Annotated in this window: 1 protein-coding gene; it reads right to left on the bottom strand. The window is 62.1% G+C overall.

The features are described from left to right. A partial coding sequence (gene traN / locus AACY08_RS29090; protein WP_339472533.1) for a conjugal transfer protein TraN occupies positions 1-486 on the bottom strand: 486 nt, incomplete at both ends.

Below are 486 nucleotides of genomic sequence, written 5' to 3'. Positions count from 1 at the left end.
ACGAGCGCGTCCCTGAACTCGGTCGACGCCTCGCGGACGATCGGCTCGCAATCGCCGTTGATGCAGTAGACGTCGTCCCCGCATATATACTGCTTGTCGCCCCCGACCGTGCTCGATGGGGTCGGGCAGCGATACACTTTCTCCGCGACCTTGCAGGCCCCACTCTGCGGATCATCAAGGCAATCTTCACGAAGGAACGTGCAGGACCGATTGCTCTCCAGATCGCCGCAATCGTTGCCCGCCGACATGACATTGCAAGTGAAGTTGCGCTTCCACGCCCAGCACGATTGCGTGACAGGTACGCCGTCGATCATCCGGGTCTCCGGGCCTTCGGTGCAGACTTCCCCGGCGGCATCGGCCGTGCACATCGTATCGCCGGCCATGGCTCCGCAACCATCGACCCTTTTGGTGGTCACCTGGGTTTCGGTCGTCTTGGCGTGCCAGCCTTGGCCCGTGATCGGGCTTGGAAGAATGGAGAGATCGGTC

The organism is Pseudomonas sp. EL_65y_Pfl1_R83 (assembly GCF_963970695.1).
Lineage (GTDB): Bacteria > Pseudomonadota > Gammaproteobacteria > Pseudomonadales > Pseudomonadaceae > Aquipseudomonas > Aquipseudomonas tritici.
Note: the sequence above shows the minus strand (reverse complement) of the source record. Positions and strands in the feature narration are given on the sequence as shown.